This window comes from Dactylosporangium sp. NPDC000244 (assembly GCF_040300725.1).
In the GTDB taxonomy this organism is placed as follows: domain Bacteria; phylum Actinomycetota; class Actinomycetes; order Mycobacteriales; family Micromonosporaceae; genus Dactylosporangium.
On record NZ_JBEPEH010000042.1, the window covers coordinates 75,494 to 98,417 of the forward strand.

The 22,924-nt window shown below is 73.8% G+C and carries 23 protein-coding genes; 8 read left to right on the plus strand and 15 right to left on the minus strand.

Translation table 11 applies throughout. The annotated features are described in order from the left end of the window. Nucleotides 1-8: 8 nt before the first annotated feature. Genes ABT369_RS44980 through glgX form a run of 3 tightly spaced genes read right to left on the minus strand, consistent with a single transcriptional unit; the run spans nucleotide 9 to nucleotide 4,772 of the window. Entirely contained in the window at nucleotides 9-593 is a 585-nt protein-coding gene (locus ABT369_RS44980) for a DJ-1/PfpI family protein (RefSeq protein ID WP_350622483.1), read from the minus strand. After that, on the minus strand, nucleotides 590-2,725 hold the full coding sequence (locus ABT369_RS44985) for an AGE family epimerase/isomerase (protein WP_350622485.1): 2,136 nt from the start codon (nucleotides 2,723-2,725) through the stop codon (nucleotides 590-592). The genes ABT369_RS44980 and ABT369_RS44985 overlap by 4 nt, the downstream gene beginning before the upstream one ends. A 13-nt stretch (nucleotides 2,726-2,738) precedes the next feature. After that, the gene (gene glgX, locus ABT369_RS44990; RefSeq protein ID WP_350622487.1) at nucleotides 2,739-4,772 is read right to left on the minus strand and encodes a glycogen debranching protein GlgX; all 2,034 of its coding nucleotides are present in this window, start codon (nucleotides 4,770-4,772) and stop codon (nucleotides 2,739-2,741) included. A gap of 89 nt (nucleotides 4,773-4,861) precedes the next feature. Between glgX and ABT369_RS44995 the strand changes: the two genes are divergently transcribed. Continuing rightward, nucleotides 4,862-5,641 carry a bestrophin-like domain gene (locus ABT369_RS44995; protein ID WP_350622489.1) on the plus strand — a complete coding sequence of 260 codons (780 nt, stop codon included), beginning with the start codon at nucleotides 4,862-4,864 and terminating at the stop codon, nucleotides 5,639-5,641. Here the strand turns inward: ABT369_RS44995 and ABT369_RS45000 are convergent. Continuing rightward, nucleotides 5,611-6,534, minus strand: coding sequence for a hypothetical protein (locus ABT369_RS45000; protein ID WP_350622491.1), 924 nt, complete (start codon nucleotides 6,532-6,534; stop codon nucleotides 5,611-5,613). The two genes, ABT369_RS44995 and ABT369_RS45000, sit on opposite strands and share 31 nt — an antisense overlap. A 36-nt stretch (nucleotides 6,535-6,570) precedes the next feature. Between ABT369_RS45000 and ABT369_RS45005 the strand changes: the two genes are divergently transcribed. Further along, on the plus strand, nucleotides 6,571-7,293 hold the full coding sequence (locus tag ABT369_RS45005) for an alpha/beta fold hydrolase (RefSeq protein WP_350622493.1): 723 nt from the start codon (nucleotides 6,571-6,573) through the stop codon (nucleotides 7,291-7,293). A gap of 147 nt (nucleotides 7,294-7,440) precedes the next feature. Here ABT369_RS45005 and ABT369_RS45010 read toward each other — a convergent pair whose 3' ends face one another. The 3 genes from ABT369_RS45010 to ABT369_RS45020 all read right to left on the minus strand — a co-directional run bounded on the left by ABT369_RS45010 (nucleotide 7,441) and on the right by ABT369_RS45020 (nucleotide 10,410). Further along, a complete protein-coding gene (locus ABT369_RS45010; protein WP_350622495.1) occupies nucleotides 7,441-7,587 on the minus strand; it encodes a hypothetical protein in 147 nt (48 codons plus the stop codon). A 204-nt stretch (nucleotides 7,588-7,791) separates the two neighbouring features. Beyond that, nucleotides 7,792-8,832, minus strand: a complete 1,041-nt coding sequence (locus tag ABT369_RS45015) for a WD40/YVTN/BNR-like repeat-containing protein (RefSeq protein WP_350622497.1) — start codon at nucleotides 8,830-8,832, stop codon at nucleotides 7,792-7,794. A gap of 42 nt (nucleotides 8,833-8,874) precedes the next feature. After that, complete coding sequence (locus tag ABT369_RS45020; protein ID WP_350622498.1) at nucleotides 8,875-10,410, minus strand: alpha-L-arabinofuranosidase B; 1,536 nt, start codon at nucleotides 10,408-10,410, stop codon at nucleotides 8,875-8,877. 162 nt (nucleotides 10,411-10,572) lie between these two features. On the opposite strand from ABT369_RS45020, the gene ABT369_RS45025 reads away from it, so the two are divergent. Then, nucleotides 10,573-11,580: an NAD(P)H-binding protein gene (locus ABT369_RS45025; protein WP_350622500.1), complete on the plus strand. Its 1,008-nt coding sequence runs from the start codon at nucleotides 10,573-10,575 to the stop codon at nucleotides 11,578-11,580. Further along, on the plus strand, nucleotides 11,577-12,278 hold the full coding sequence (locus ABT369_RS45030) for a CPBP family intramembrane glutamic endopeptidase (protein WP_350622502.1): 702 nt from the start codon (nucleotides 11,577-11,579) through the stop codon (nucleotides 12,276-12,278). The genes ABT369_RS45025 and ABT369_RS45030 overlap by 4 nt, the downstream gene beginning before the upstream one ends. On the opposite strand, the gene ABT369_RS45035 is transcribed toward ABT369_RS45030, so the two are convergent. The 3 genes from ABT369_RS45035 to ABT369_RS45045 form a co-directional block, all read right to left on the minus strand. Next, nucleotides 12,275-12,766, minus strand: a complete 492-nt coding sequence (locus ABT369_RS45035; protein ID WP_350622504.1) for an SRPBCC family protein — start codon at nucleotides 12,764-12,766, stop codon at nucleotides 12,275-12,277. The genes ABT369_RS45030 and ABT369_RS45035 overlap by 4 nt on opposite strands. After that, nucleotides 12,766-13,104: an ArsR/SmtB family transcription factor gene (locus tag ABT369_RS45040; protein ID WP_350622506.1), complete on the minus strand. Its 339-nt coding sequence runs from the start codon at nucleotides 13,102-13,104 to the stop codon at nucleotides 12,766-12,768. The genes ABT369_RS45035 and ABT369_RS45040 overlap by 1 nt, the downstream gene beginning before the upstream one ends. 132 nt (nucleotides 13,105-13,236) lie before the next feature. Beyond that, complete coding sequence (locus ABT369_RS45045) at nucleotides 13,237-13,968, minus strand: alpha/beta fold hydrolase (RefSeq protein ID WP_350622508.1); 732 nt, start codon at nucleotides 13,966-13,968, stop codon at nucleotides 13,237-13,239. Nucleotides 13,969-14,022: 54 nt separating this feature from the next. Here ABT369_RS45045 and ABT369_RS45050 point away from each other — a divergent pair, with 54 nt between their 5' ends. From ABT369_RS45050 to ABT369_RS45060, 3 genes are read left to right on the plus strand one after another with little or no spacing between them, the layout of a single operon-like run. Next, nucleotides 14,023-15,675, plus strand: coding sequence for a GMC family oxidoreductase N-terminal domain-containing protein (locus ABT369_RS45050; protein WP_350622510.1), 1,653 nt, complete (start codon nucleotides 14,023-14,025; stop codon nucleotides 15,673-15,675). Continuing rightward, entirely contained in the window at nucleotides 15,672-16,277 is a 606-nt protein-coding gene (locus tag ABT369_RS45055) for a TetR/AcrR family transcriptional regulator (RefSeq protein WP_350622512.1), read from the plus strand. The genes ABT369_RS45050 and ABT369_RS45055 overlap by 4 nt, the downstream gene beginning before the upstream one ends. Next, nucleotides 16,274-17,707, plus strand: coding sequence for a flavin-containing monooxygenase (locus tag ABT369_RS45060; protein ID WP_350622514.1), 1,434 nt, complete (start codon nucleotides 16,274-16,276; stop codon nucleotides 17,705-17,707). The genes ABT369_RS45055 and ABT369_RS45060 overlap by 4 nt, the downstream gene beginning before the upstream one ends. Here ABT369_RS45060 and ABT369_RS45065 read toward each other — a convergent pair. Beyond that, nucleotides 17,698-18,306 carry an acetoacetate decarboxylase family protein gene (locus ABT369_RS45065; protein ID WP_350622516.1) on the minus strand — a complete coding sequence of 203 codons (609 nt, stop codon included), beginning with the start codon at nucleotides 18,304-18,306 and terminating at the stop codon, nucleotides 17,698-17,700. The genes ABT369_RS45060 and ABT369_RS45065 overlap by 10 nt on opposite strands. Before the next feature lie 130 nt (nucleotides 18,307-18,436). Between ABT369_RS45065 and ABT369_RS45070 the strand changes: the two genes are divergently transcribed. Then, nucleotides 18,437-19,045, plus strand: a complete 609-nt coding sequence (locus ABT369_RS45070; protein WP_350622517.1) for a hypothetical protein — start codon at nucleotides 18,437-18,439, stop codon at nucleotides 19,043-19,045. Between the two features lie 6 nt (nucleotides 19,046-19,051). Here ABT369_RS45070 and ABT369_RS45075 read toward each other — a convergent pair whose 3' ends face one another. The 4 genes from ABT369_RS45075 to ABT369_RS45090 form a co-directional block, all read right to left on the minus strand. Further along, the gene (locus ABT369_RS45075; protein WP_350622519.1) at nucleotides 19,052-19,714 is read right to left on the minus strand and encodes a response regulator; all 663 of its coding nucleotides are present in this window, start codon (nucleotides 19,712-19,714) and stop codon (nucleotides 19,052-19,054) included. Continuing rightward, nucleotides 19,711-20,958: a sensor histidine kinase gene (locus tag ABT369_RS45080; RefSeq protein ID WP_350622521.1), complete on the minus strand. Its 1,248-nt coding sequence runs from the start codon at nucleotides 20,956-20,958 to the stop codon at nucleotides 19,711-19,713. Before ABT369_RS45080 ends, ABT369_RS45075 begins: the two co-directional genes overlap by 4 nt. 84 nt (nucleotides 20,959-21,042) lie before the next feature. Further along, entirely contained in the window at nucleotides 21,043-21,891 is an 849-nt protein-coding gene (locus ABT369_RS45085; RefSeq protein ID WP_350622523.1) for an ABC-2 transporter permease family protein, read from the minus strand. Beyond that, nucleotides 21,888-22,817, minus strand: a complete 930-nt coding sequence (locus ABT369_RS45090) for an ABC transporter ATP-binding protein (RefSeq protein WP_350622525.1) — start codon at nucleotides 22,815-22,817, stop codon at nucleotides 21,888-21,890. The genes ABT369_RS45085 and ABT369_RS45090 overlap by 4 nt, the downstream gene beginning before the upstream one ends. Between the last annotated feature and the right edge of the window lie 107 nt (nucleotides 22,818-22,924).

Genomic DNA, 22,924 nt, shown 5'->3' on the forward strand with positions numbered 1-22,924 from the left:
CCTCCCCCTCACACCGGCGCCGGGACCGCGGCCGCGACCCGGTCGATGACGGCCCGGGCGAAGAGGCCGGCCTGTGCGCCGGTGCGCCCGGTGACGAGGTCGCCGTCGACGACGACGTCCCGGTCGACGTAGCGCGCGCCCATGTTGAGCACGTCGCCGTACAGGTTGGGATGGCACGTCACCTCGCGGCCACGGACGAGCTCCGGGGTCCGCGAGAGCAGCCACAGGCCGTGGCAGATGACGCCCTTGACGATCGTGGGCTCGGCGAAGGCCCGCTGCAGGAAGCGCGTCGCCGGTGGCAGGTCGTGCAGGTCCTCGCTGTAGCGCAGCCGGTCGGAGACGAACGCGCTGGGCACGATGACCGCCGAGTAGCCGCGCAGCGCCGCGTCGTCGAGGTCCTCGAAGGACCGTTCGCACACGAACGGCGCCTTGTACTCGTGCCCGGTGAACGTCAGCCGCGGCCGGCCCCACAGGCGGCTGAGGAAGTGCACCTCCGCACCCTCCTCCGGGAAGCGGTAGGAGTAGTACCAGATCTCGTGCTCGTAGAAGTCGCTCTCGATGAGGACCGCGATGCGGTGGCCGGCGAGCCTCACCGGACAAGCTCCTGGTCGAGCCGGCTGTCGCGCAGCTCCCGCTCGACCTGCCCGGCCGCGCCGGTGACGCGCAGCTCGACCTCGCGCTGCTGCTTGAGCATCGCGAGGTAGCGGGTCGCCTCCGGGTCGAGGTACACCAGCTCGGCCGCGTCGAGCTCGAGCCGCCGGCAGCCGTGGTCGAGCGCGCCGTCCAGGGCCGAGCGCAGCACCTCCATTCGCGGCGGGGTGAGGGACCCGGCGAGACTGATCTTCGCGGTACCGTCGCCGATGCGCAGCGTGTCGGCGCTGAACGCGACCGTCCGGCCGGTCAGGCGCACGCGCACCGTCTGCGGCTCGGTGCTGTGCGGCAGGTTCACCGTCATCGCGCCGGCGTCGAAGTCGGCGTGCTCGTGGCCGTCGACCCACACCTGCGCGATGCGCACCGCCCTGGGCGGCAGCAGGTCGGGCGCGACGCGCAGGGTCCCGCCGAACGCGCCCGGCCGCGGCGCGAAGTACAGCTCCAGCGGCTGGCCCTCGGTCTCCAGGTTCTGGTAGACGGCGGAGAGGTAGCACAGCTCGGCGCTGTGGTACATCGCCATCGAGTGCGAGCCCTTGCTGCGCTCCCCGCCGAGCATGAACGGGTTGCCGTTGGCGAGCACGTTGAAGTACACGCCGCCGGCCGTGGTGTCGAGCATCCAGCCGTTGTAGAAGGCGGAGCTCTCCCGGGCGTACTTGCTGTAGAACGGGTGCGCGAAGACCGCGTCGAGGATCTGGTAGGCGAGGATGCCCTGCTCCTGCTGCCACCAGGCCTTGCGGTCGTGCCAGACGAGCCGGTGGACGTTTTCGCCGGGCGCGGTGTGCCGCTCGACCATGTCGTACCAGCCGCCGCGCTGGCGGTCCATGCCGACGGCGGGCATGAGGTCGGCGATGCGCCGGGCGAAGGCGACCCAGTCGGCGTTCGGGCGCAGGTTGTTGACCCGGGTCAGGTTCCACGCGATCTTCAGGTTGTGCCCGACGATGGCCCGGTCGAGCTGCTGGCCGTACTCGCGGTCGTGGCTCCAGTCGCCGTGGAACTTCTCCTGCACGAACGGGCTGCTGTCGTAGTCCTGGAAGTGCGCGGTGATGATGTCGCACAGCTCGGCGAGCTCGTCGGCGTAGCGGCGCTCCCCCGTGGCCAGGTAGAGGTTGATGAGGTACGCCGGGATGTGGTCGCCGATCGAGTTCCAGTTCTTGCGGTCGGCGTTGGTGCGGGTGCCGTCGTCGAGGGACGGGCTGTGCGGGTCGAACGTGACCGGGTCGATGTGCGAGTAGTACCCGCCTCGCTCGGGGTCCTTGAAGTAGTGCTGGAACAGGTTCACGGTCAGGTCGATGATCTCGCGCAGGCGCGGGTCGCCGGTGATGCGGTACACCTGCGTGATGCCGGCGAGGGCGTAGATCTGCTCGTAGCACGGGATCGCGTCGAAGTCGTCGCCGGACTCGGAGGCGAAGACCTTGCGCTCGGTGCCGTCGGGGTTGATGACGAGCGCGTGGTACCAGTACGCGATCTGCTGGCTCCGGTCGATGCTGCACAGGTTGTCGATCATGTAGTTGGCGCCCGCGACCGCCGCCCGCAGGTACCGCTCCCGCCCCGTCATGAGGTGCGCGGTGGCCAGCCCGTAGACGAGCCGCGAGACGGTGTCGGTCTCCTGGCGCGCGACCCCGGTCTTCGCGCCCTCCATCGACAGGTCGGTGCGGTAGGCGCGGTAGTCGAACGCGGTCGCGCCCGGGCCGAACTCCTCGTCGAGGTAGAAGTCGGCGATCCGCGCGATCTGGTCGACCCACCAGCCGGGCGCCTCGAACCGGAACTCGTCGGGCTCCTTGCCGAACATGAGCACGTGCTTGGCCTCGAACGCCGTGTGCTCCTGCTGCGGGTAGAAGATCCCGTAGATGTGCACCAGGCGCCCGTGCTGCAGCATCTTCCCGAGCTGGGCCGTGGCGTCGAGGTAGCCGTCACCGAGGTTGCGCACCATCTCGGCCGTCGTGGTGTCGGTGAGCGTGATCCGGTACGGGCGCCCGTCGGAGGTGTTCAGCTCGATGGTGCGGCTGGTGTCGTCGTAGCTGATGACGTAGCCCGCGATGAGATCGGAGAACGTGAAGTCGATGGCGTTGGGCACGGGGTGGCTCCTCTTACGCGTGGGACAGGAGCACGGCGATGCTGCGGCCGTGCAGGGTGTACTGCGGACCGGCGACGGCCGGTTCGGCGCCCTCGTCGCGCAGGTCGTCACCCGCGGGCAGGGCGGTGTCGATGGCCCGCACCCAGCGGCGGCCGTCGACGGGGATCTGGAAGTCCAGCGGCTCCCAGTACATGTTCATCATGACGTGCAGGTCGGGCCCGCCCGCGCGGCCGCGGACGGTGCACGCCAGCGCCCGGGCCTGCGGATCGGACCAGTTCGGGGCGCCGAGGTCGGTGCCGTGCCAGGCCGCCTCGTCCGGCGTGTAGAACTCGGCGGCGCGCAGGGTCGCGTGGCGGTCCCGGAAGGCGATGAGGCCGCGCCAGAAGCGCAGCAGTCCGGCGTTGCTCCCGGCCAGGTGCCAGTTGACCCAGCCGATCGGGTTGTCCTGGCAGTACGCGTTGTTGTTGCCCTGCTGGGTGCGGGCGAACTCGTCGCCCGCGAGCATCATCGGCACCCCGCGGGACAGCATGAGCAGGGTCGCCAGGTTCTTCATCTGCTGTTCACGCAGCGCCAGCACGCCGGGGTCGTCGGTCGGTCCCTCCGCGCCGCAGTTCCAGCTCATGTTGTCGTCGTTGCCGTCGCGGTTGCCCTCGCCGTTGGCCTCGTTGTGCTTGTGGCCGTAGGAGACCAGGTCCGCGAGGGTGAAGCCGTCGTGGCAGGTGACGAAGTTGACGGAGTTGGACGGGGCGTGCCCGCGGGCCTGGTACAGCGAGGCGCTGCCCCCGAGCCGGTCGGCGACCTCGCCCACGAGCCCGGCGTCGCCGCGCACGAACCGGCGCATGGTGTCGCGGAAGCGGCCGTTCCACTCCGCCCAGCGGTAGCCCGGGTAGCGCCCGACCTCGTAGGCGCCGGCCGCGTCCCACGCCTCCGCGATGATCTTCGTGTCGGCGAGGGTCTCGGACAGCTCGATCTGCCAGACCGCGGGCGGCTCGTCGAGCACGGCGCCGCCGGCCCCGCGGGTGAGCACCGCGGCCTCGTCGAAGCGGAACCCGTCCACGTGCATGTCGCGCACCCAGAACTCGAGGCAGTCCTGGATGAGCTTGGTGACGATGGGGTGGTTGGCCATGAGGCTGTTGCCGCAGCCGGAGTAGTCGGCGTAGTACCGCGGGTCGGCCGGGTCGAGGTGGTAGTAGTTCGCGTTGTCCAGGCCGGCGAAGGCGAACAGCGGGCCGAGGTGGTTGCCCTCGTCGGTGTGGTTGAACACCACGTCGAGGATCACCTCGATGCCGGCCGCGTGCAGGGCCCGCACCATGTCCCGGAACTCGTCGAGGTGCTCGCCGCCTTCGGGGTTGCGGCAGTACCGCGCGTGAGGGGCGAAGAACGCCGCGGTGCTGTACCCCCAGAAGTTGCGGCCCGTGTCATCGAAGTCCGCGACCGGCATCAGCTCGACCGCGGTGACCCCGAGCCGGCGCAGGTGCGGGATCTTCTCCACCACGCCGGCGAACGTGCCCGGGTGCGCCACCGCGGCGCTCGGCGAGCGCGTGAAGCCCCCGACGTGCAGCTCGTAGATCACCTGGTCGGCGAGCGGGCGGTTCAGGGGGCGGTCGCCGCGCCAGTCGTACGCGTCCACGTCGATGACCACCGAGCGCAGCGAGCTCGCGGTGTTGTCGCCCGGGCGGCAGGCCGCGTCGCGGTCCCAGCGGGCGCGGGAGACGCCCTTGGCGTAGGGATCGACGAGCGCCTTCTGCGGGTCGAAGCGGTTGCCGCCGCCCTCGGGGCCGGTCACGCGGAAGGCGTAGAAGGCCGGCGCCCGCAGCCCGCGCACGTAGCCGTGCCAGGTCGCGAAGCTCCGGTTGGTCAGCGGGTCGAGCCGGAGCGTGTGCGCGGGCCGCTCGGCGTCGTACGAGTCGAACAGCAGCAGTTCGACCCCGGTGGCATGCTCCGAGAAGAGTGCGAAGTTCACGCCCTCGGCGTCGCATCGGGCCCCGAACGGATGCGCTCGTCCGGGTTCGAGGGTCAGGGCGGTGTCCAGCGCCTGCGAGCTCATGGCGCCGACCGTAGCAAGATGATCACCGCGAGTGACCGGATCGCGCGTTCCGGGCCGGCCGCACCCGGGGCCCATTACCGTGTGATCGCGTGGAATTGTGGCTCGTGCGGGACGCCCCCGCGTGGCTCGTCGGAGTCCTGCTCATCGCCGGGCTGCCCGGCCTCACGCTCGCCTTCGACACCTCCGTGCACCGGCACCTGCCGCACCGCCGGCTCAAGCGCCACAACGAGGTCACCGGCGTCATCGTCGCCACCGTCGGCGTCGCCTACGCGATCGTCATCGGGCTGTGCGTGGTGTCGCTGTGGGAAGGCTACAAGGACGCGCAGGACACCGCCCGCGAGGAGGCCGTCGCGCTGACCCCGCTCGTGCCGGGCAGCGCGGTCTTCGGCGCCGACGTGCAGCGCTCCGTCCGGGCGGAGATCGTGCGGTACGAGCGCGACATCATCGCCGGCTGGCCCGCGCACCTGAACGCCGACCCGGACCCGCGCCGCATCGCCGACCTCGACCACCTCACCGGCGTCATCGCCGGGCTGCAGCCGGCGACGGAGGCGCAGAAGGCGTTCGTCACCGACGCGCTGCGCACGATCGGCCACGCCGAGGCCATGCGGCAGGCGGCGAAGTCCGAGGCCGACGACCGCCAGATGTCCCCGGTGATGTGGATCGGCGTGCTCACCGCGACGCTGGCGCTCCTGGCGCTGTGCCCGCTGTTCGGCCTCGACGACACCGCGGTGCGCCGCACGCTGCTCGTGCTGGCCGCGGCGGTCATCGCCACCAACCTCTACCTGGTGGTGGAGATGAACTTCCCGTACTACGGCGCGTTCTCGGTCGGCACCGACGCCTACCGGGACGTGGTCGCCGCGCTGTCCTGAGCGTGCCGCCGCAGGTTGCTCATGGACAGGATGGACGAGCGCACCTCCTGCAGCAGCTCGGTGGTGCTCAGCGGCCGCCCCCACTCGGTCATCGCGGCGTCGTCGAAGCCGATGGTCTCGATGCCACAGCCGTACCGCGTGCCGAGCAGCCGGATCGCGTCACAGTGCTGGTGGCGCACGTAGGGCGCGTTCGTGACGAGCAGGACCCGGTCGCCGGGGCGGGGCCGCTCGACGATCTCCGCCCACCCGGTGAGCGTGTCGGCGGTGTTGGCCCGCAGCCCCGGCCGCGTCGAGGGCGCCGCGAGCACGTGGATGCCGCCGTCCCACGACCGGTGATGCTCGTGCGCCGCCGCGGGCTCGCCGATGCCGAGGAAGCGCTTGAACGCCTCGGCCATCATGTCGGCCTCGGTGTCGACGGGCCCGAGCCCGAGCCGCGCCCCCTCGCGGAACTCGCGGTCGTCGCGCCACCGCAGGCTGGCGAGCCCGGTGAGCGTTCGCGTCGTGAGTCCCGCGTCGAGCAGGCGGGCCGTGTAGTCGGTCCGCCCGAGGGTCACCCGGATTCCACCCCCGAGGACGAGCACGTGATCGTATGCGCGGTGCGCAGGGGCGGGCCGCCCGCCCATCCCGAGCGCGTGCAGGAGGTCGCGGACGCGCCGGTCCCGCTCCGGCTCGAAGTCGATCCGCTCGGTGTCGAAGCGCTCCTTCACGCCGCCGCGGTAGTCCCAGACCGCGCAGAACCCGGCCAGCTCCGCGAGCGACTGCCCGGCCGCGCCGCCGAACTCGGCCACCAGCTCACCCATCGCGGGCGACGCCGCCCACGCGTCGGCGGCCGCGGCCACCTCGCGCAGGTCCTGGCCGCCGGGCTCGCAGGGCGGGAGGGGAAACGGTTCCATGGTCTCGGAAGCGTACACACGGCGAAGGTGAGACCCATGCAGACGCGTCTTCCCGACGGCCGGCGGCTGAGCTGGACCGAGCACGGCGACCCGGCCGCCCCGCCGGTGCTGTTCCTGCACGGCACCCCGGGCGCGCCGGGCGACCGCCCGCCCGCGACCGGCATCCGCCTGCTCTGCGTCGACCGCCCCGGCTACGGCGCCTCGGACCCGGCCGCGCGCCCGGCCCTGCTCGGCGTCGCCGACGACGTCGAGCACCTGCGGCGATCCCTGGGCATCGAGCGCTGGGGCGTGCTCGGCTTCTCCGGCGGGGCGCCCTTCGCCCTGGCGTGCGCGGCCCGCCACCCGCACCGCCTCACGGGGGTGGTCGCGGCGAGCCTGACCGGGCCGGACCGGGAGCTGCACACCGTCCACGGCCGGGAGCGGCGGCAGGCCTGGCGGCTGCGCCACGTCCCCGGGCTCGGCCGCCGGCACGTCACGCGGGCCGCCGCCGCGTTCGCCCCGCACTCGGCCGGCGTGGCCGCGGACTGGCTGGCCACCGACATCCACCCGTGGCGCTTCCGCCTGCGCGACGCGGCCGTCCGCACCCTGATCTGGGCCGGCGCCGGCGACCGGGGCCGCGCGGTGCCGGACGCGCCGCTGGTCGCCGCGCGCATCCCCGGCGCCGAGGTGCGCATCGCCGCCGACGCCGGCCACACCCCGGCCCCGGCCCACTGGGCGGCGATGCTCGCCTGGCTCGCGGCGCCGTCGTCACTGTCGTGAATGCGGCACGATCCGCTTTGTAACCTCGCGGCGCGCCAGGGCGTGTCATGCGTATCGGGCCGGAGCGCACCGGCCCGCGGGACCGCGGACGGCCGATCGACAAGACGGGGGCGATCGGCCGTCCGCGCCCGTGCCGCCGGCCCCGGCTCAGCCCGGCCGGCCCGCCCGGGTGAGCACCCGCTCGGCCTGCCCGGCCATGTCCCGCACCAGGTCCGTCGCCGACGCCACGGAGCCGACGAGGTCCACCGCCTCGCCGGCCCAGACCGGCAGCGGCGGGATCGCGCCCCGCGCCACGTCCAGGATGCGGCTCCGCGAGGTGTCCTCGCCCCGGCCGGCCAGCAGCGCCCCGGTGATCGCGGAGCCGGCTCCCCACGGGCCGCCGGGGGCCGCGAGCAGGGGCAGCTCCCGGCCGAGCCGCCCATCGGGGCGAGCGCGATCGGATGCCGCACGCCGAGCAGGCGCGTGAACGCCGTCACGAGGCTCAGGGGGCGAGCCCGGTCAGCGCAGGCGGGCGATGCGACCCAGTTCACCGGAGGCCCAGCAGGCGCCGTCCGCGCAGGCCACGGCGTCGAAGCTGCCGGTGTCGAAGCGGGTCCAGGTGCGGCCGCCGTCGCGGGTCCAGTCGCTGCCGGTCGGGCCGACCGCGTAGGCGGTGTCGTCGCGGGGCGAGCGCCAGGCCACGCCGGAGCGGTACTCGCCGGGGACCGTGCGCGCGACCGTCCACGTGCGCCCGCCGTCGCGGCTCGTGGCGGCGCCGTCCGGGGCCGCGGCCGGCGCGGCGAAGTCCCCGCCGACCGCGAGGCCGTGCGCCCGGTCGCGGAAGGCGAGGGAGTAGATGCCGGCCGAGGCGCCCGACGGGACCGGGGTGGTCGCGGCCGTCCAGTGGCGGCCGCGGTCGGTCGTGCGCAGGACCCGGGACGCGGAGCCGCCGCCGGTGGCGAACCAGGCGTCCGGGCCGGGGCGGCCGGCGGTCACCAGGCAGGTGCCGCTGGCGGCGAAGGCGAACTCGCCGTCGAGGGCCGCGGGCAGCTCGGCGCGCTGCGGCGCCCAGTGCCGGCCGCCGTCCTCGGTGGCCAGGAGCTGGAAATGGCCGTCGACCGGGTCGCCGAGGGCGAGGCCGTGGCGGCGGTCGAAGAACGCGAAGCAGTCGTAGAACGCGGCCTCGTCGGTGTTGCGGAAGGTCTCGGTCCAGGTGCGGCCGCCGTTGTCGGTGAGGTACACCCGGGAGTCCTCGCCATTGCCGATCGACAGGACGACGGCGTGCTCGGCGTCGAAGGCCTCGATGTCGCGCAACTGCAGGCCGGCGGTGTCCGGCGGCCCGACGGAGCGCCAGCTACGCCCGCCGTCGACGGTGCGCAGGACGGTGCCCCCGGTGCCGGAGGCCCAGGCCACCCGGTCGCTCACGGCGGCGAGGCCGCGCAGGCGCGCGGTGGAGCCGGTGTCGAGCAGCCGCCACGACGGTGCCGGCGGCCATCCGAAGCCGCCGGCACCGAGGACGACGGCAAGTCCGAGCGTGATCGCGACGATGCGAGACCTCATGTCGCCCGAACTTACCGACTTCGATGGAGGTTGGATAGGGCCTCAGGGGGTCCAGGGGGCGGTGACGACCCAGCTCACGTCGTCGGACCACAGCGCCGCGGCGTCCCACGTGTTCGAGCCGCCGTTGCTCGCGATGTAGAGCAGGTTGTTGTAGTGGCGGATGTACCGGTCGGAGAAGTTGAGCGACCGCAACGCGTTGCCCTGTCCGTTCTTGCCGGCCTCGGAGCAGAACGTCGCGTCCTGGGCGAACAGGGCGCTGCCGTCGTTGGCCTGCAACGAGATCTGGTAGTTCTGGTGCCGCAGGTACTGCCCGCCGGTGTTCTTGGACTCGAACGAGTAGCAGGAGCTGTTGCCGAGGCCGGCGCGCACGATCCAGGAGGCGTTGGCCTTGTCCGTGGCCGCGCTCGACGCGCTCACCACCGCCGTGTTCACGGCACTGCCGGAGTGGCTGATGTACCGCGTGGTGCAGCACGCCGTCGTCGCCCGCAGCGAGATCGACTGGCCCGGCGTGAGCGTGGTGCCGCTGCCCTGCCCGGAGGTGTTGTAGTTCGCGGCGACGATGTTGGCCTGGACCGAGTTCTCGGTGGCGTCGCTCGGGTAGCCCGAGGTCATGACGCCCTCGTAGAAGGTGCCGGCGGAGCTGTTGCTGTTGTCGCCGCCGATGCCCAGGATGATCGCGCCCTCCTTCTTCATCGGGTTGTAGCCGGACGCGTTCGGCCGGGCCCCGTTGTAGAAGGTCGACAGGCCGCCGGACTGCGCGTTGGCGCCGCGGATCGACCAGTGGTTCGGCTCGCCCTTGACGATCGCGGTCACGAACCGGTTGGCGATGCTCGGGTCGTTGCTGTTGTACCCGGGGTTCACGCCCGAGAACAGCCCGTTCTCGAGGTCGGCCATGATCCACGGGCCGTTGCCGGTGCCGTAGCCCCAGGCCTTGATGTTGCCGAAGTAGATGGCCTCCATGGTGCCGTTGCCGTTGTCCCGGCTGTTGCGCTCGGCGTTGCCGTAGTCGAAGCAGCAGCCGGCGTTGTAGTGCGTGCCGTCGAAGATGGCGTACATGCCCTCGGGCTGGTCGCCGGTCGCGATGCCGTTGGTGTTGTTGTTGCGGTAGCCGGTGCCCGGGGCGACGAACACGCCGTACGCCTTGTGCCCGCCGATCGTCACCGGCGCCGCGGTGGCGTTGGCGAGGTTGTCGTAGCCCCCGGCCGCCGGGCCGTTGAACCCGCCGGGCGGGGCCTGGGTGAGCCGGTTGTTGCGGCCGGACTGGTCGTAGATGATCGTGATCACGCAGGACGTGTTCGCGCAGAAGCTGTCCTGGGCGGCCGCGTTGGCGTAGCTGCCCGCGGCGACCGGCGCGATGTCCTGGGTGGCGTTGTCCGACGCCCGCCGGACCTGGTAGAGCGGGCCGTTGTAGGTGCCGTAGAGCGCCCGGGTGGTGCTGTGCGCGGCGACGCAGGGCGTGCCGCCGGTGGCGTAGATGTCGCAGGGCTGCGACGTCGCCGCCTGAGAGGTGCCGACCCCGACGAGAGCGCTCACAACGAGCGCACCCGCGAAGGCGGCCCCGAGGAGGGCCTTGCGCATGGTTTCTCGACCTCATTCCGTGTGGCGGTACGGATGGAACGCCGTGAATGTGAGCGCTAACATAGCCGAGCCGCGGCCGACGCGCAACGCCCGGGACGACCCGCCGGTGCGCCCGGGCGTCATGGGGCATGAACGTTCCACCGCCGTGGTATCAGAGAAGACATGACCTTGACCGTCCTGGTGACCGGCGCCTCCGGGTTCGTCGGGTCGCGACTCGTCCCGCGGCTGCTCGCCGGGGGGCACCGGGTGCGTGCGATGACGCGCCGGCCGGGGCAGTACACCGGCGAGGGCGAGCCCGTCGCCGGCGACGTCACGGACCCGGCGAGCCTGCGGACCGCGCTCGAGGGCGTGGACGTCGCCTACTACCTGGTGCACTCCCTCGGGCTGGACGACTTCGCCGAGCGCGACGCCGCCGCCGCGCGCCACTTCGCCGCCGCGGCCGCCGAGGCGCGCCTGGAGCGGATCGTCTACCTCGGCGGCCTCGGCGCCGACGGCGACGCGCTCTCCGAGCACCTGCGCTCACGGCGCGAGGTCGAGCGGATCCTGCAGGCGGGTCCGGTGCCGGTGACGACGCTGCGGGCGGCGGTCATCGTCGGGCACGGCGGCATCTCGTGGGAGATCACCCGCCAGCTCGTCGACCACCTGCCGGCGCTGATCACGCCGCAGTGGGTCACCACCCGCACCCAGCCCGTCGCGCTGCCGGACATGCTGCGCTACCTCGCCGGCGTCGCGGACAGCGAGGCGGCGCGCGGCCGCGTCTTCGAGGTGGGCGGCCCGGACGTGCTCAGCTTCGCCGACATGCTGCAGCGGGTGGCGGCGATCCGCGGCAAGTTCCTGCCGAACGTCACCGTCCCGCTGCTCACCCCGCGACTGTCGTCGATGTGGCTGTCGCTGGTCACCGACGTGGACATCCCGACCGCGCGCACCCTCGTGGACTCCCTCAGCGCCGAGACCGTGGTGCGCGAGCACCCGATCGCCGAGCTGTTCACCGGCCCGGCGCTGGGCTACGACGACGCGGTGCGCCTGGCGCTGGCCGAGCGCGAGGCGGACGTGACCGGGCAGGAGGCGCAGCGGACCGCGACCGCCGCGACCGAGGCCGCGCAGGCCGCCTCGCTGGCCCGCCGGCGGGTCGAGGAGGTCCGCGCGGAGCTGGGTGTGAGCGGCTCGTGAGGGCCCTGCGCGACCTCGCCCGGGCCGCGTTCGTCGACCGCGTGCCGCGCACCCACGACGAGCCGGACGCGGCCTTCCGCCGCCGCCGGATCGTGGTCGCGGTGACCCTGGTCGTGGGCGCGGCGCTGCTCGGCTGGTCGCTGACGATCCGCCCCGGCGACCCGCTGTTCTACGCCACGACGTTCGCGGTCGCCGCGACCTGGGTGGCGGGCAGCCTGCTGTCGGGCCGCCTGCACCTGGGCCGCATCCTCTACCGCGACCAGCTGCGCCGCCCCGTGCTGACCCCGATCGCGACGGGCCTGCTCGTCGGGGGCGTGTTCGTGGCCGGCGCGCTGGTCGTGGCGCACATCCCGCCGCTGCGCGCCTTCACCGGCGAGGTGCTCGACCACGCCCGCTACGGCGCGATCGTCCCGATCACCGCGGTCACCCTGCTCAACGGCCTGGCCGAGGAGGTCTTCTTCCGCGGCGCCCTGTTCGCCGCGATCGGCCGCCGCCACCCGGTGCTGATCTCGACCGTCGTCTACGCCCTCGCCACGATCGCGACGGCCAACCCGATGCTGGTCTTCGCCGCCGCGGTGCTCGGCACCGTGCTGGGCCTGCAGCGCCGCGCGTCCGGCGGCATTCTGGCCCCGATCCTCACCCACGTGACGTGGTCGACGGTCATGCTGTTCGCCCTGCCGCCGCTGCTGGGAACCTAGAGTTCCACCGCGACCGACTCCAGGCTGTCGAGGGAGCGCTGCAGCCCGACCTCCATGCCCGAGGCGATGATCGCGTCGCGGGTCTCCTGGTCGCCGTATTCGCAGCGCATCTCCAGCAGCGTCCGCCCGCCGGTCTCGGCGAGCGTGACCGTGATGAGCCCGGTGTGCGCGTCGGGGTCGGGCAGGCCCTCGAAGACCTCGGTGTTCACCAGCCGGTCGGGGGCCTCGATCTCGCGGTACACCCCGTGGAACGCGACCTCGGCACCCCCCGGAATGACCTGCACGTACCGCCACGTGCCGCCGACGCGCAGGTCGATCTCGGCCGACTGCATCTCGCCCATCCCCGCACCCCACCAGCGCTTCACGAGCTCGGGCTCGGTGTAGGCCCGCCACACGAGCGCCTTGGGTGCGTTGAACTCACGGGTGATGAGGATCTGCAGGTCGGTCGGGAGCGTGACCTTCGCCGTGCCCCTGGTCGTCGTCGTCATCAGTCGGTCTCCTTCGCCTTGAGGTCGTCCAGGACGTCGTCCATGCTGTCGAATCGCTCGTTCCAGCGCCGCTCGTAGGTCGCGAGCCACTCGTAGAGCGGCTTGAGCGGCCCGGGGTTGAGCCGGTAGACCCGCTGCCGGCCCACCTCGCGCACCCGCACCAGATCGACCTCGCGCAGCACGCGCAGGTGCTTGGACACCTGGGGCTGCGCGAGGCCGAGCAGGTCCACGAAGTCGCCGACCGGCCGCTCGCCCTGCGCGAGCAGATCGAGGATCTGCCGCCGCCGCAGCTCGGCGACGGCGTTGAACGCGTCCGTGGTGGTAGCCGCTCGTGCCATGCGTCAATCATATGCCGATAAGGGAATGCGTCAAGGGTAAAGGCGGAAGAGCATCATGGCTCGGGCCCGCGTCACCTGCGGACCGTCGCTCCCGCCAGGCATCCCGGCCTCCGCGGTGGCAAGAACAAAGCGCTACGCCGTGGCGGCGATCAGCTCGGCGCACATGTGCGGGTCGTCGTTGAACGGCAGGTGGCCGCAGCCCCGCAGCCGCACGTGCCGGGCGCCCGGCAGCAGCCGCGCGGCGCGGCGCGCCTGGAACGCGGGCAGGATCAGGTCCCGCGAGCCCCACACGACCGTCACGGGGATGTCGGCCAGCGCCCCGGCGTCGCCGAACCGGTGCCCCGCGAAGGCGTCCCGGGCCGCCGCGAAGCCGGGCGCCGCCGCGAGGGCCCGCGCGTCGGCCACCCCCGCGACCGGATCGACCCGCGTGGGGTGCCCGAAGAACAGCCCGAACAGCGCGACCCGCCCCGCCGCCGCCGACGCCAGCCGGGGCAGCGCCGGGCCGCACGTGCGGGCGCAGGCCCGCGCCGCGGTCACCGAGGCCTGGCACCAGCGCCGCGAGACCGGGCCCCAGAAGCCGATCGGCGCGAAGGCCGTCACCGACAGCGCCGCCCCGCGCCGGCCGAGCTCGAGCGCCACGCCCGCGCCCATCGAGCTGCCGGCGACGTGGAAGGGCGGCGGCACGGTCGCGAGGACCCAGTCGGCGAGCGCGGGCACCGAGGCGGCCCCCGTAGCCGGGGTCGCGCCGAAGCCGGGCAGGTCGAGCGCGCGCACGTCGGCGAGGCGCGCCGGCAGTGCGGGCCGCAGCGGGTCCCACACCTGGCGGCGGCTGCCCAGGCCGTGCAGGAGGACCAGCGGCGCCATACCTGCGTATCGTACTTGTTGACAGCCCGACAACAAGGGCTCAAGGTGGCTCGCATGGAGTACGACGTCATCGTCGTGGGATCCGGGTTCGGCGGCAGCGTGAGCGCGCTGCGGCTGACCGAGAAGGGCTACCGAGTCGGCGTGCTCGAGACCGGCCGCCGCTTCGCCGACGCGGACTTCGCGAAGACGAGCTGGCGGCTGCGCGACTATCTGTTCGCCCCCGCCGCCGGCTGCTACGGCATCCTGCGCATGACGCTGCTGCCGGACGTGCTCGTGCTGTCCGGGGCCGGCGTCGGCGGGGGTTCGCTGGGCTACGCCAACACGCTGTACCGGCCGCCGGACGTCTTCTTCGCCGACCCGCAGTGGGCCGGGATCACGGACTGGAAGGCCGAGCTCGGCGGGCACTACGACACGGCCTCGCGCATGCTCGGGGTGGCCGAGAACCCGCGCACCACCGCCGCCGACGAGGTGCTGCGCTCCGTGGCCGAGGACCTCGGCGTCGCGCACACCTACCGCCGCACCCCCGTCGGCGTGCTCTTCGGCGAGCGCCCGGGTGAGACGGTGCCCGACCCGTACTTCGGCGGCGCCGGCCCCGCGCGCACCACCTGCACGTTCTGCGGCTGCTGCATGACCGGCTGCCGCGTCGGGGCGAAGAACACGACGGTGAAGAACTACCTGTACCTCGCCGAACGCGCCGGCGCCGAGGTCCACGAGCGCACCACGGTGACCCGGGTGACGCCCCGCCCCGGCGGCGGCTACACCGTGCGGGCCGTGCGCACCGGCGGCAAGCTGCGCCGGCGCGCCCGCACGTTCACCGCGCGCGAGGTGATCCTGGCCGCGGGCGCGCTCGGCACCCAGCGCATCCTGCACCACGCCCGGCGGCGGGGCGACCTGCCGAACCTCTCGCCCCGCCTCGGCGAGCTGAGCCGGACCAACTCCGAGTCGATCCTGGGCCCGCGCTCCCGCCGCCGCGACGCCGACTTCACCGACGGGGTGGCGATCACCTCCTCGATCCACCCGGACGCGGACACGCACATCGAGCCGGTGCGCTACGGCCCGGGCAGCAACCTGCTCGGGCTCATGGCCGCCGTCCTCGTCGGCGACACCGGCCGGACCCCGCGCTGGCTGGCCGGGCTCGGCCGGACGCTGGCCGGTTGGCGGGACTGGCCGCGGCTGTTCTGGCCGCGCCGGTGGTCGCAGCAGACGATCGTGCTGCTCGCCATGCAGCCCAAGGACAACTCGATCACCGTCGGCCCCCGCCGCGGCCCCCTCGGCGGGCGGCGCCTGACGAGCCGGCGCGGGATCGGGGAGCCGAATCCGGTGTACCTCCCGGTCGCCCACGACGTCGCCCGGCGCGTGGCCGGGAAGATCGACGGCGTGGCGCTCGGCTCCGTGACCGAGCTCGCCGGCCGGCCGGTGACGGGGCACTTCATCGGCGGGGCCGCGATCGGGGCGGACCCGGAGCACGGCGTCATCGACCCGTACCACCGCGTCTTCGGCCACCCCGGGCTCCACGTGGTCGACGGCGCCGCGGTGACCGCGAACCTCGGCGTGAACCCGTCGCTGACCATCACCGCGCTCGCCGAGCGGGCCCTGTCCCTGTGGCCGAACCACGGCGACCCGGACCCGCGCCCGCCGCTGGGCGCGCCCTATGTCCGCGTGGACGCCGTGGCGGCCCGCGACCCGGTGCTGGGGACGGCCGCGTGACCGGAACCGTCGCCGAGCGCGGGCGCCGCCTCGAGCCCGACCAGCGGCGCGCGCAGATCCTGTCGTGCGCGGTGCGGCTCTTCGGCGAGCGCCCCTACGCCGAGGTGTCGACGACCGGCATCGCCGAGGCGGCCGGCGTGGCCCGCGGGCTGATCAACCACTACTTCGGCACCAAGCGGGACCTCTACGTCGAGGCCGTGCGGGTGCTCGTCACCATCCCGCCGGTCGCCGTGGAGCAGCTGCCCGCGGGCGGTCTGGCGACCCGGGTCGACGCCAGCGTCACCTGGTTCCTGGACGTCGTCGCGCGGCACAGCGCCTCCTGGCTGGCCGCGGTCGACGCCGGCGACCCCGACGTGCGCCGGGTCCTGGCCGAGGCCGACGAGGTCGCCGCGGACAGCATCCTGGTCGCGATCGGCCTGGCCGGCGAGGACGGGCACCGCGACGAGCGCCGGGCGATGATCCGCGCGTACTGCGGCCTGGCCAAGGCGACCGCCCGCGAGTGGCTCGAGCGCGGCGCCCTGACCCGCGAGCAGGTCCACGCGATGCTCGCGACCACGCTCATCACCCTCGTCCGCGAGGTGTTCCCCCGGGGACCCTCGTGACGCGGATCGCCGTGGCCGGGGCCGGGTTCGGGGGGATCGCGGTCGCGCATCTGCTGCGCCGGGCCGGGTTCGGCGACGTCACGATCTACGAGCGGGCGGCGGAGGTCGGCGGGGTCTGGCGCGACAACACCTACCCCGGCTGCGCGTGCGACATCCCCGCGCCGCTGTACTCGTACTCCTTCGCGCTCAACCCCGACTGGTCGCAGCGGTTCCCGCCGCACGCCGAGATCCTGCGGTACCTGCGGACGTGCGCCGACGGCTTCGGGCTGCGGCCGCATCTGCGCCTCGGCACCGCCGTCGCGGCCGCGGCGTGGACCGGCACCGCGTGGCGCCTCACGCTCGCCGATCAGGCCACGGGGCTGGAGAGCACCGCGGAGTACGACATCCTGATCCCGGCCACCGGACAGCTCTCGCGGCCGGTCGTGCCCGCGCTGCCCGGCGCGGAGGCGTTCGCCGGGCTCGCCGTGCACACCGCGGCCTGGGACCCGGCGATCGACGTCACCGGCCGGCGCATCGGGGTCATCGGCACCGGGGCGAGCGCCGTCCAGCTCGTGCCCGCGATCGCGGACCGGGCGGCGCGGGTCACGGTGTTCCAGCGCTCCGCGCCCTGGACGCTGCCGAAGCCGAACCGGCGGTACGGCCGCATCCGCAGGGCCCTGAACCGCCGTGTCCCGCCGCTCATGCGCGCGGCCCGGGCCGGCACCTGGCTGCTGACCGTGGTCACTGGGCGCGCGATGACCGGCCGCCCGATCGCCCGCCGCTTCGTGCGCGCCGTCTCGCAGGCCCAGCGCCTGCTCCAGGCCCGCCGGCTGGGGCCGGGGGTGACGCCGGACTACGCGATGGGGTGCAAGCGGGTCCTGTTCACCGGCGACTGGTTCCGCACGCTGCACCGCGAGCACGTGGACCTCGTGACGCACGACATCGTCCAGGTCACGAGCGCGGGCGTGCGCACGGCGGACGGCTCGGCGTACGACTGCGACCTGCTCGTCTACGCGACGGGCTTCGCGGCGACCGAGTTCCTGGCCCCGCTGGCCGTGACCGGGCGCGACGGCCGCCGCCTGGAGGACGAGTGGCGCGACGGCGCCTACGCCCACCTGGGGATCACGGTGCCGGGCTTCCCGAACCTGTTCCTCATGTACGGCCCGAACACGAACACCGGCAACACCTCCGTCGTGTACTTCCACGAGTCCCAGGCCCGCTACATCGTCCAGGCGGTCCGGGCGGTGGCCGAGTCCGGCCCCCTGGAGGTGCGCGCCGACGTCGCGGCGGCCTTCGACGCCGAGATGCAGCGCCGCCTGGGCGGAAGCGTGTGGACGGGCTGCACGAGCTGGTACCGCACCGCCGCCGGCCGCGTGGTGACCAACTGGCCGGGGATGGCCTCGGAGTACCGCGCCCGGACCGCCCGCCTGGCCCGCTCCGACTACCGCTGAGCCGCGGCCCCGAACGACATCCGGAAGTCGTCGGCGACCAGCGAGAGCAGCGGCCTGCGCCCGGCGAGGAACCCCAGCGGCCCGCCCCGCTCGAACTCCCACTCGACCTTCGCCGTCCCGCACTTGGCCGTGGCCCGGACCGGCGTCGTCTTGGGCCGCCCGTGCAACGCCTGCGTGCACCGGAACCGGATCGGCAGCCGGAAGCGCGGCCGCGCGGCGGCGAACTCGGCCGAGGCGATCGACGCCGCCGCGGCCCGCGCGTCGGTGATCTCCAGCGCCGCGAGGTCCTTGGGAATCCCCCAGAGCTCCCGCCCGCCGTCGCGGGAGTCGGCGCTGTCGACCCAGATGTGCGAGATCGTCACCCGGGTCCGCAGCCCGGCCCGCACGAGCACGGCGGCCAGCAGCTCCCGGTAGCTCAGGTCGCCGCCGGGCCGGTAGTCCACCCACGCCGCGCCGACGAGCGCCCGCGACCCGGCCCGCACGATCCGCACGGCCCGGCTGAGCTCGGCCGGCAGCGCGGGCACCTCGGCGACCGGGATCGCCCACACCGACACGGTCATGCGGCCGCACAACGACCACGGCTCCGGCGGGTAGCCCATGCCCCGGCACTCTACGCTTCTTGGCACCCTGCCAACAGCTGTCCACACGCTGGCACCGGGATCCGGCGAAACGCTCAGGTCGGACGGGGCCGGGCCGAGCTAGAGGGCCCGCCCCCACCCCGGAGTGCCCATGACCCCCGCGCCGACCGGCCGCTCCTCGAACCCGTACGCCACCTACGTCGACCTCGACGCGGCCGGGCAGCCGCAGAACATGTACCCGCAGCAGCCCCCGCCGCCCGCGTACGAGCCACCGCCACCGCCCGTCGCCTACCTCCTGCCGCCGGAGAAGCCCAAGCGCCGCACGCGGCCCGGGTTCAAGGTCGCCGGGGCCGTTCTGGTCGTCCTGCTGCTGATCGGCGCCGGCAAGACCGTCATGCGGGAGCATCGGCAGAAGGCCCAGGCCTGCGGCGTGATCACCATCGTGGTGGGCGAGCTGGGCGGGAGCGGCCCGGCGCACGCCACGGCGGAGCAGGGGGCCGCCTTCCTCGACCTGCCGATCGACGCGGGCGAGATCGACCGGCAGCGGCGGGAGGACGCGCACAACCGCGCCTTCGCGGACAGCCTCTTCCTGCACCCGAAGCTGCGGGCGGCGCTCATCGGCATCGCCGACGGCACGGACGCGCTGCTCGACGTCCGGCTCGACGCCCAGGGCGACCGGGGCGAGCGGGCCGCGAAGGCCGCGCGGCTCGGCGACGCGCTCAGCGGGCACATCCAGGCCGCCCGGGAGGCCTGCCGCTGAGGCGGCTCAGTGCGGCCGGGTGAGGCCCAGGTCGTACGCGATGATGACCGCCTGCACGCGGTCGCGCGCGCCGATCTTGGCCAGCACCCGGCCGACGTGGTTCTTCACCGTCGACTCGGCCAGGACCAGGCGCTCGGCGATCTCGCCGTTGGTCCAGCCGTTGCCGATCGCGACCAGGATCTCGCGTTCGCGGTCCGTCAGCGTGTCCAGGCGCGGGTCCGGCGCCGGGCGGGCCGCGCCGCCACCGAGGTGGTGGGCGAACGCGTCCAGCAGGCGGCGGGTGAGGGCGGGCGCGATCACCGCGTCGCCGCCCGCGACCGCACGGATGCCGGCCAGCAGCTCCTCGGGGTGGGCGTCCTTGAGCAGGAAGCCGCTGGCGCCGGCGCGCAGGGCGGCGTGCACGTACTCGTCCAGGTCGAACGTCGTGAGCATCAGGATGTGCGAGCGCCCGCCGGACTCGACGATGCGGCGGGTCGCCTCGATGCCGTCCATGCCGGGCATCCGCACGTCCATCAGGATGACGTCCGGATGCAGTTCGGCGGCCCGCCGTACCGCATCCGCGCCGTTCTGGGCCTCGCCGAGAACCTCCGTGTCCGGGTTGCTCTCCAGCAGCATGCGGAAGCCCAGCCGCTGCAGGGGCTGGTCGTCCACGATGAGGACGGTGATCATGCGGGGTCGCCTCCGGGTGCGGGCGGCGGGGTCAGGTCGAGGTCGGCCACCACGCTCCATCCTCCGCCGGGGTCCGGGCCGGCGGTCACGGACCCGCCGTAGAGTGCCGCGCGCTCCCGCATGCCGATCAGGCCGTGCCCCTGCTCGCCGGGCCGGGCCGTGCGGTCCGCGCCGCCGGGCGGGCCGGTGTCGCGCACGACGATCCGCAGCCTGGCGCCCTCCACGCGCAGCGCCAGGCGGACCCGCGTGCCGGGGCCGGCGTGCTTGAGCGTGTTCGTGAGGGCTTCCTGCACGATGCGATAGGCCGCCAGCTGTACTCCGAGATCCAGCGCCTCCAGCTCGCCGCCGCTCTGGTATTCGACCTCCGGCCCGGCCGCGCGGACGCGCCGGCACAGCGGCTCGAGGTCGGCGATGCCGGGCTGCGGGCTGAGCCCGTCCGCCTGCTCGCGCAGGACGCCCAGCATGCGGCGCAGCTCCCCCAGCGAGCGGCGCCCGGTGTCGCCGATGAGCCGCAGCGCCTCCTTGCTGCGCTCGGGCGCGACGTCCGCGGCATAGGCGCCGCCGTCGGCGAGGGTGATGATGACCGACAGGCTGTGGCCGAGGATGTCGTGCATCTCGCGGGCCACCCGGGTGCGCTCGGTCGCGGCGGCCAGGCGGCTGCGCTGGTCGCGTTCGATCTCCAGCTGCACCGCGCGGTCGCGCAGCGCGGCGAGCTGGGCGCGGCGGACCCGCACCGCGAACCCGAGCGCGACGGCCGCGGTCCCGACGCTGGCGACGAAGAACAGCACGTCCCACGCCGACAGGACGCCGGAGGCCCGCACGACCACCAGCGCGGAGGCGACCAGCAGCGCGGGCGCCGCCCACGGCAGCCGGCTCAGCCGGCCGTGCAGCACGAGGCTGTAGACGGCGACGAGCAGGGCGACGTCGGCGCGCAGCATGACGCCGGCGGCCCACTCGGCGATGAAGACCGCCGCGACGGCGCAGCACGCGAGCAGCGGGGCCCGGCGGCGCCACCACAGCGGCACCAGCAGCGCGCCCTGCAGCAGCAGCATCTGCGGCACCGGCCGCTGCGTGAGGATCAGCGGCGAGTCGCGATGTTCCCGGCCCGGGACGAGGTCGGGCACGCAGAACACCAGGAAGACCACGAGCACGACGGCGGTGTCCAGCGCCCACGGGTGCCGGGCGTCCCACTGCCGCACCCGCTGCCCGGCCCGGAACAGCCAGGCGGTGTCCTCGGCGCTCACGTTCCCATCCTCTCCCCGCGGCAGCGGGGGCCGCGCCGTGAACGTGCACGGCGCGGCCCCCGGACAGCGGCCCTGGGAGTCCGCTCAGGCGTCCGAGCGGACCAGCCGGATCGCGGCACCGGCCAGGGCCAGCGCGGTCCAGCCGAGCAGCACCAGCAGCCCGTTGCCGGCGGTGAGCGTCCCGGTGACGTGATGCAGGGCGAAGATCGACTCGCCGGCGTTGCTGGGCAGGTACGGCGTGATGTCCGCCCGCCAGGACTTCGGCAGCAGCATCATCAGGCCGGGCACCAGCAGGAACAGGCCGACGAACGCCGAGATGCCGCCGGCCGTGGAGCGCAGCAGCGCGCCGAGCGCCACCCCGATGACGCCGACCAGGCCCAGGTAGACCGCGGCGCCGAGCAGGCCCGTCACGACCCCGTCGGCCGAGATGCCCATGGCCTTGGCGGTGCCGGACAGCACGCCGCTGCTGATCAGGAAGGCCCCGAACGCGCCGGCCGCGCCGACGGCGAAGGCGACGACGCCGTACACGGCGGCCTTGGACCACAGCACCGGCAGGCGGCGCGGGACGGCGGCGAGCGTGGAGCGGATCATGCCGGTCGTGTACTCGCCGGACGTCGAGAGCACCCCGAGGACCCCGAGCGCGATCGTCGCGAACGTCGTGCCGAACAGGGCGAGGCTGTACGTCGTGGCGTCGGCGAAGTCCGGGTCCATCTGCTGACCGGAGCCGGTCATCGACTTGTACCGCAGCGACGCGATCGTCCCGAACGCGAGCAGGAACAGCAGGCCGAGCCCGAGTGTGATCCAGGTCGAGCGCAGTGACCACTGCTTGTACCACTCCGAGCGCAGCACCCGGGCGCCGGTCACCTTGCGGGCCGGGTCGGCGGTGCGCGCCGGCACGGCGGCGCTCGGGCGGGTCTCGGTGGCGATGCTCATGCGGCTGCCCTCGCAGGGGTGGTCGTGGCGTGGTACTCGACGGCGTCCTTGGTCAGTTCCATGAAGGCCTCCTCGAGCGAGACCGCCTTCGCGGTGAGCTCGAACAGGGCGATGCCGTGCTCGGCGGCGGCGAGCCCGATGGCCCGCGGCGACATGCCGGTCACGCTCAGCTGCTCCGATCCGGGCCGGCCGGTGATCTCGACGCCGGGACCGGACAGGACCCGGCGCAGCTGTTCCGGGTCGGCGGTGGCGACGGCGACGGTGTCACCGCCGGCGGTGCGGACCAGCTCCTGCACGGTGGTGTCGGCCAGCACCCGCCCGCGGCCGACGACGATGAGGTGGTCGGCGACGAGCGCCATCTCGCTCATCAGGTGCGAGGAGACGAACACGGTGCGCCCGGCGGCCGCGAGGTCGGTGAGCAGGTTGCGAATCCACAGCACGCCCTCGGGGTCGAGCCCGTTGACCGGCTCGTCGAGCATGATCGTCTGCGGGTCGCCGAGCAGCGCGGCGGCGATGCCGAGGCGCTGCCCCATGCCGAGGGAGAACGCCCCGGCGCGCTTGCGGGCCACCGGCTGCAGCCCGGTCAGCTCGATCAGCTCGCTCACCCGGCCGCGCGGGATGCCGTGCGTGTGGGCGAGCGCCATCAGGTGGTCGAACGCGGACCGGCCCGGGTGGATCGACCGCGCCTCGAGCAGCGCGCCGACCTCGTGCAGCGGCGCCGCGTGCCGCGCGTACCGCCTGCCGTTCACGCTCACCGAGCCGCTCGTCGGGGCGTCCAGCCCGATGATCATGCGCATCGTCGTGGACTTGCCGGCGCCGTTCGGCCCGAGGAAGCCCGTGACCGCTCCCGGCCGGACCGTGAAGGTCACGCCGTCGACGGCCGTCTTGTCGCCGTACCGCTTCGTCAGTTGCCGCGCCTCGATCATCGTCTCCCCCTCGGAGCTCCCGCGTTCTCACCGTGAACGCTAGGTTCGCCGAGGCCCCGATCCCTGGTACCGCGGTCCCGATCTCCGCCGGGCCATTAGTACCGCGG